General features: G+C 59.4%; 5 protein-coding genes. 4 read left to right on the plus strand and 1 reads right to left on the minus strand.

Translation table 11 applies throughout. The annotated features are described in order from the left end of the window. Positions 1-326: 326 nt before the first annotated feature. The 3 genes from hydA (at position 327) to preA (ending at position 4563) form a co-directional block, all read left to right on the plus strand. Positions 327-1766, plus strand: coding sequence for a dihydropyrimidinase (gene hydA / locus J2Y56_RS13995; RefSeq protein WP_007948684.1), 1440 nt, complete (start codon positions 327-329; stop codon positions 1764-1766). 154 nt (positions 1767-1920) lie between these two features. Then, positions 1921-3288, plus strand: coding sequence for an NAD(P)-dependent oxidoreductase (locus J2Y56_RS14000; RefSeq protein WP_007948683.1), 1368 nt, complete (start codon positions 1921-1923; stop codon positions 3286-3288). Next, a complete protein-coding gene (gene preA, locus J2Y56_RS14005; RefSeq protein ID WP_310338049.1) occupies positions 3289-4563 on the plus strand; it encodes an NAD-dependent dihydropyrimidine dehydrogenase subunit PreA in 1275 nt (424 codons plus the stop codon). A 106-nt stretch (positions 4564-4669) separates the two neighbouring features. On the opposite strand, the gene J2Y56_RS14010 is transcribed toward preA, so the two are convergent. After that, a complete protein-coding gene (locus J2Y56_RS14010) occupies positions 4670-5290 on the minus strand; it encodes a TetR/AcrR family transcriptional regulator (protein WP_007948681.1) in 621 nt (206 codons plus the stop codon). 365 nt (positions 5291-5655) lie between these two features. On the opposite strand from J2Y56_RS14010, the gene J2Y56_RS14015 reads away from it, so the two are divergent. Next, positions 5656-6000 (plus strand): OprD family outer membrane porin (locus tag J2Y56_RS14015; protein ID WP_310350752.1); only part of this gene is annotated, 345 nt, incomplete at its 3' end.

Here is a 6000-nt window from a genome sequence, read left to right on the forward strand (position 1 = left end):
ATCACACTTTTTCTCACCGTCGCGCATCAACCATAGACCATCCTCAAGCGGCTGATTTCACATAGGAAATCTTGTCTATTTTTAGAACCTGTCAAGTGCGTCAAAATGGTGAACAGCCTCACCATTTTGGTGATTTTCGTTTTTATTCTTTATTTATCAATACGTTAAAACAGCCATAAGCTTATATAAATTATTCTTGCTGATTTCTTTAACTAAGACTAGCTTCAATTCCTGACAGAGTTGGCAGGAATACACCTGTTAACGGCAGATTGATATAAAACACTTAGAACCGGCATAAGCCGGTCATTGCCTGCGAGGAACTCGGAATGTCTCTGTTGATCCGTGGCGCCACCGTTATTACCCATGATGAAAGTTATCGCGCCGACGTCTATTGCGCCGACGGCGTGATTAAAGCCATTGGCGAAAACCTTGATGTTCCGGCGGGTGCCGAAGTGCTCGACGGCAGCGGCCAGTACCTGATGCCCGGCGGCATCGATCCGCACACGCACATGCAGCTGCCCTTCATGGGCACCGTGGCCAGTGAAGACTTTTTCAGTGGCACCGCAGCGGGACTGGCCGGTGGCACCACGTCGATCATCGACTTCGTGATTCCCAATCCCCAGCAATCGCTGATGGAGGCGTTTCACCAGTGGCGCGGCTGGGCCGAGAAGTCGGCGTCGGATTACGGCTTCCATGTGGCGATCACCTGGTGGAGCGAACAGGTGCGCGAAGAGATGGCTGAGTTGGTCAGCCAGCATGGCGTCAACAGCTTCAAGCACTTCATGGCCTACAAGAACGCGATCATGGCGGCGGACGACACGCTGGTGGCGAGTTTCGAGCGCTGCCTGGAGCTCGGCGCGGTGCCGACCGTGCATGCGGAAAATGGCGAGCTGGTCTATCACCTGCAACGCAAATTGATGGCCCAGGGCATCACCGGCCCGGAAGCGCATCCACTGTCGCGGCCTTCGCAGGTTGAAGGCGAAGCGGCCAGTCGGGCGATCCGAATTGCCGAGACGTTGGGCACCCCACTGTATCTGGTGCATGTCTCGACCAAAGAAGCCCTCGACGAAATCACCTATGCCCGCAGCAAAGGTCAACAGGTCTACGGCGAAGTGCTGGCCGGGCATCTGTTGCTGGACGACAGCGTCTATCAACACCCGGACTGGCAGACCGCCGCCGGTTACGTGATGAGCCCGCCCTTCCGTCCTCGCGGCCATCAAGAGGCACTGTGGCACGGCCTGCAATCCGGCAACTTGCACACCACCGCGACTGACCACTGTTGTTTCTGCGCCGAGCAGAAAGCCGCTGGCCGCGACGACTTCAGCAAAATCCCCAACGGTACCGCCGGTATCGAAGACCGCATGGCGGTGCTCTGGGATGAAGGGGTGAACACCGGGCGTTTGTCGATGCAGCACTTCGTGGCGCTGACCTCCACCAACACCGCGAAGATCTTCAACCTCTACCCGCGCAAAGGGGCGATTCGTGTCGGGGCCGATGCGGACCTGGTGCTGTGGGACCCGCAAGGCACTCGGACCATTTCAGCGAAAACCCATCACCAGCAGGTCGACTTCAACATCTTTGAAGGCAAGACCGTGCGCGGCGTGCCAAGTCACACCATCAGCCAGGGCCGCGTGGTCTGGGCCGATGGCGATTTGCGGGCCGAGCGCGGCGCGGGGCGCTATGTCGAACGGCCGGCGTATCCGGCGGTGTTTGATTTGCTGAGCAAGCGGGCTGCACTGCACCAGCCAAAAGCTGTGAACCGCTGAGATCGAGGCCTTCGGCCTTCGCGAGCAGGCTCGCTCCCACATTTGAAATGCATTCCCCTGTGGGAGCGAGCCTGCTCGCGAAGGGGTCAGAACAGACAACACAAAAACCAATGCCCACCAGAGGCAGCACCTCAATCACCGTGAGGCCACTACCGTGATCAAGACTTTGAACCACCTCCCGCATCCTTATGAGAATGGCGCCGCCCTCGCCGGCCATTTCACCGATTTGGCGCCGCCGCTGAATGATCGTCAGGCTCACCTGGAAGCTTCACGCTGTCTGTATTGCTACGATGCCCCGTGCGTCAACGCTTGTCCCAGCGAGATCGATATTCCGTCTTTCATTCGCAATATCCATCAGGAAAACGTTCAGGGCGCAGCGCAGAAAATCCTCTCGGCGAATATCCTCGGCGGCAGTTGCGCGAGAGTGTGCCCGACGGAAATCCTCTGCCAGCAAGCCTGCGTGCGTAACAACGACCATGAATGCGCCCCGGTCCTGATCGGCTTGCTGCAACGCTATGCCGTAGACAACGCTCACTTCAGTGAACATCCTTTCCCGCGTGCAGCATCAACCGGCAAACGCATCGCCGTAGTCGGTGCCGGCCCGGCCGGTTTGTCCTGCGCTCACCGCAGTGCGATGCACGGCCACGACGTGGTGATTTTCGAAGCCCGGGAAAAGGCCGGTGGCCTCAACGAATACGGAATCGCCAAGTACAAACTGGTGGACGATTACGCGCAAAAGGAACTGGAGTTCCTGCTGCAAATCGGCGGCATTGAAATCCGTCACGGGCAAAAACTCGGCGACAACCTGACCCTCAGCGACTTGCATCAGCAATTCGACGCGGTGTTTCTCGGCCTGGGCCTGAGTGCCAGCAAACAACTCGGCCTGGCCCACGAAGAAGCGCCCGGCTTGCTCGCCGCCACTGATTTCATTCGCGAACTGCGCCAGGCCGATGACTTGACTCAACTGCCGCTGGCCGATCATTGCATCGTCCTCGGCGCCGGCAACACCGCCATCGACATGGCCGTGCAGATGGCCCGCCTCGGTGCTCGCGATGTGAATCTGGTGTACCGCCGTGGCGTTGAAGACATGGGCGCCACCGGTCACGAGCAGGACATCGCCAAGGCCAATCAAGTGCGCTTGCTGACCTGGGCGCAACCGGAAGAAGTGCTGCTCGATGACCAAGGCCAGGTGCGCGGCATGCGTTTCGCCCGCACGCACCTGGTTGACGGACACCTGCAAACCACTGGGCAAACCTTCGAGCTGGTCGCCGACGCCATTTTCAAGGCCATCGGCCAGGCCTTTGACGGCAGCGCCCTCGCCGACCCGCTGGCCCGCGAACTCAAGCGTCAGGGCGAACGGATTCTGGTGGACGAGCAACTGCGCACCAGCATCCCCGGCGTTTATGCCGGCGGCGACTGCACCAGCCTCGATCAAGACCTCACCGTGCAAGCCGTGCAACACGGCAAACGCGCCGCCGAGGCCATCAACGCTCAACTGACGCTCAACGTGGAGGCTGCGTAAATGGCCGATCTCTCGATTGTCTTTGCCGGCATCAAAGCGCCCAATCCGTTCTGGCTGGCCTCCGCGCCGCCCACCGACAAGGCTTACAACGTGGTCCGCGCCTTCGAGGCCGGTTGGGGCGGCGTGGTCTGGAAAACCCTGGGTGAAGACCCGGCGGCGGTCAATGTGTCCTCGCGCTACTCGGCACATTTCGGTGCGAACCGAGAGGTGGTGGGTTTCAACAATATCGAGCTGATCACCGACCGCTCGCTGGAGATCAACCTGCGGGAAATCACCCAGGTCAAAAAGGACTGGCCGGACCGCGCGCTGATCGTGTCGCTGATGGTGCCCTGCGTCGAAGAGTCGTGGAAATTCATCCTGCCGCTGGTGGAAGCCACCGGCGCCGACGGCATCGAACTGAATTTCGGCTGCCCCCACGGCATGCCGGAGCGCGGCATGGGCGCAGCAGTCGGCCAGGTGCCGGAGTACGTCGAACAGGTCACCCGCTGGTGCAAGACGTATTGCTCGCTGCCGGTGATCGTCAAGCTCACGCCAAACATCACCGACATCCGCGTCGCCGCCCGTGCGGCCCATCGCGGCGGCGCGGATGCGGTGTCGTTGATCAACACGATCAACTCGATCACCAGCGTCAACCTGGAGCGCATGGTCGCCAACCCGGCCGTGGGCAGCCAAAGCACCCACGGCGGTTATTGCGGTTCGGCGGTGAAGCCGATTGCGCTGAACATGGTCGCCGAAATCGCCCGTGATCCGCAGACTCAAGGCCTGCCGATCTCCGGCATTGGCGGCATCGGCAGCTGGCGCGACGCGGCGGAGTTTATTGCGCTGGGCAGCGGTTCCGTGCAGGTGTGCACGGCGGCGATGCTGCATGGTTTCAGGATCGTCGAGGAGATGAAGGACGGTTTGTCACGCTGGATGGACAGTCAGGGTTACGCCAGTGTGTCGGAGTTTTCCGGGCGCGCGGTGGGCAACACCACGGACTGGAAGTACCTCGACATCAACTATCAGGTGATCGCGAAGATTGACCAGGAGGCGTGCATTGGTTGCGGGCGCTGTCACATCGCTTGCGAGGATACCTCGCACCAGGCGATTGCCAGTCTGAAGCAGGCGGACGGGACGCATCAATATTCAGTGATTGAGGATGAGTGCGTGGGCTGCAATCTGTGCCAGATCACCTGCCCGGTGCAGGACTGTATCGAGATGGTGCCGATGGACACGGGCAAGCCGTTTCTGGATTGGAATCATGATCCGAGAAATCCCTATCATGTTGCCTTCTGATCACTGAAGATCCAGAAATCGCAGCCTCGTTTCACTCGACAGCTCCTACAGGGGGTGCATTTCTCTGTAGCAGCTGTCGAGTGAAACGAGGCTGCGATTTTTGGGTTTATGGCTCCAACCCGATCCCCCGCAAAATCACACTGGTCACTGTCTGCACCGCGCGCTCGAACTGCATGTCCGACAACGGCTGATGGTCATTCAGAATATTCACCTGATGATCAAAGTCGGCGTAGTGCTGGGTCGAGGCCCAGATCATGTACAGCAGGCTCGAAGGCTCCACCGGCAAGATGCGTTTATCGTCCACCCACTGGCGAATTTTCGCTTCCTTCATCTTCGCCCAGTCATACAGGCTGGCGTCTAGCGCCTCACCCAATGTCGGCGCACCGTGGATGATCTCGTTGGCCCAGACTTTCGACCCGTAAGGCCGGCTGCGGGAGTGGTTCATCTTGGCGCGGATGTAACTGCTGAGCACCACGCGCGGATCGTCGAACAGCTCGAAGCACAGCGCGTCCTGCTTCCAGACTTCCAGCAGATCGAACAATACCGCGCTGTACAGCTCGGTCTTGGTGCTGAAGTAGTAATGCAGGTTGGAGCGCGGCAGTTGCACCTCGGCGGCGATGTCGGCCATGGCGGTGCCGCCAAAGCCTTTTTCGGCGAAGACTTTCTCCGCCCCGAGCAGAATTTTCTCGACGTTATTGCGACGAATCCCGATCTTGTGATTGCCCATGAGGGCTCCCTGACACCAGCGTTGACCAAGACTAGCATTCGCCCCTACGTCGCGGCGACAGGCTGAACCGAATCTTCGACACTCAGCGTGCAGCGGGTAAACTGGCCCCCTTCGATCCTGCCCCAGAGGTACTCACGACGCTCAAGAAAGCCCTGACCACGGCGGCCCTCCTCGGCTCCCTGCCTCCCATGATTTCGGCCTTATAACCCAATCTCCCACAGGTTCTGCTGGACTTGCCGATCCGCTCACAAGGTCATCGCATAACTTCTGATTGACAAGCCCTCAGACCCTCGCAAATAATCCCCGCCAATGTTGTACGACGACGTATAACGAATAAAAACAAAAAGAAACAAGGGAGCGTCATAGTGAGCAAGCTCGTCCGCAATTCCTCCGCCTGCACCCCACGCCAGATTTTCAAACGCCGTCATACCCTGAGCCTCATTGGTTGCAGCGGCCTGTTCCTGGCCCTGCCGATGACCGGCCACGCCGAAGGTTTCACCGACGACGCCAAGGCCACGCTCAACCTGCGTAACTTCTACATCAACCGTAATTTCACCAATCCGACCAACCCGCAAGGCAAGGCCGAGGAGTGGACGCAGAGCTTCATCCTCGACACCAAGTCCGGGTTCACCCAGGGCCCGGTCGGTTTTGGCGTCGATGCGCTGGGCCTGTTGTCGATCAAACTCGATGGCGGTAAAGGCACGCGCGGC

Source organism: Pseudomonas sp. BE134, assembly GCF_031456105.1.
In the GTDB taxonomy this organism is placed as follows: Bacteria; Pseudomonadota; Gammaproteobacteria; order Pseudomonadales; family Pseudomonadaceae; genus Aquipseudomonas.

Bases quoted from the DNA above. Each gene is read 5' to 3' on its own strand.
- hydA (WP_007948684.1), top strand. From the start codon at position 327: ATGTCTCTGTTGATCCGTGGCGCCACCGTTATTACCCATGATGAAAGT.
- preA (WP_310338049.1), top strand. From the start codon at position 3,289: ATGGCCGATCTCTCGATTGTCTTTGCCGGCATCAAAGCGCCCAATCCG.
- J2Y56_RS14010 (WP_007948681.1), bottom strand. From the start codon at position 5,290: ATGGGCAATCACAAGATCGGGATTCGTCGCAATAACGTCGAGAAAATT.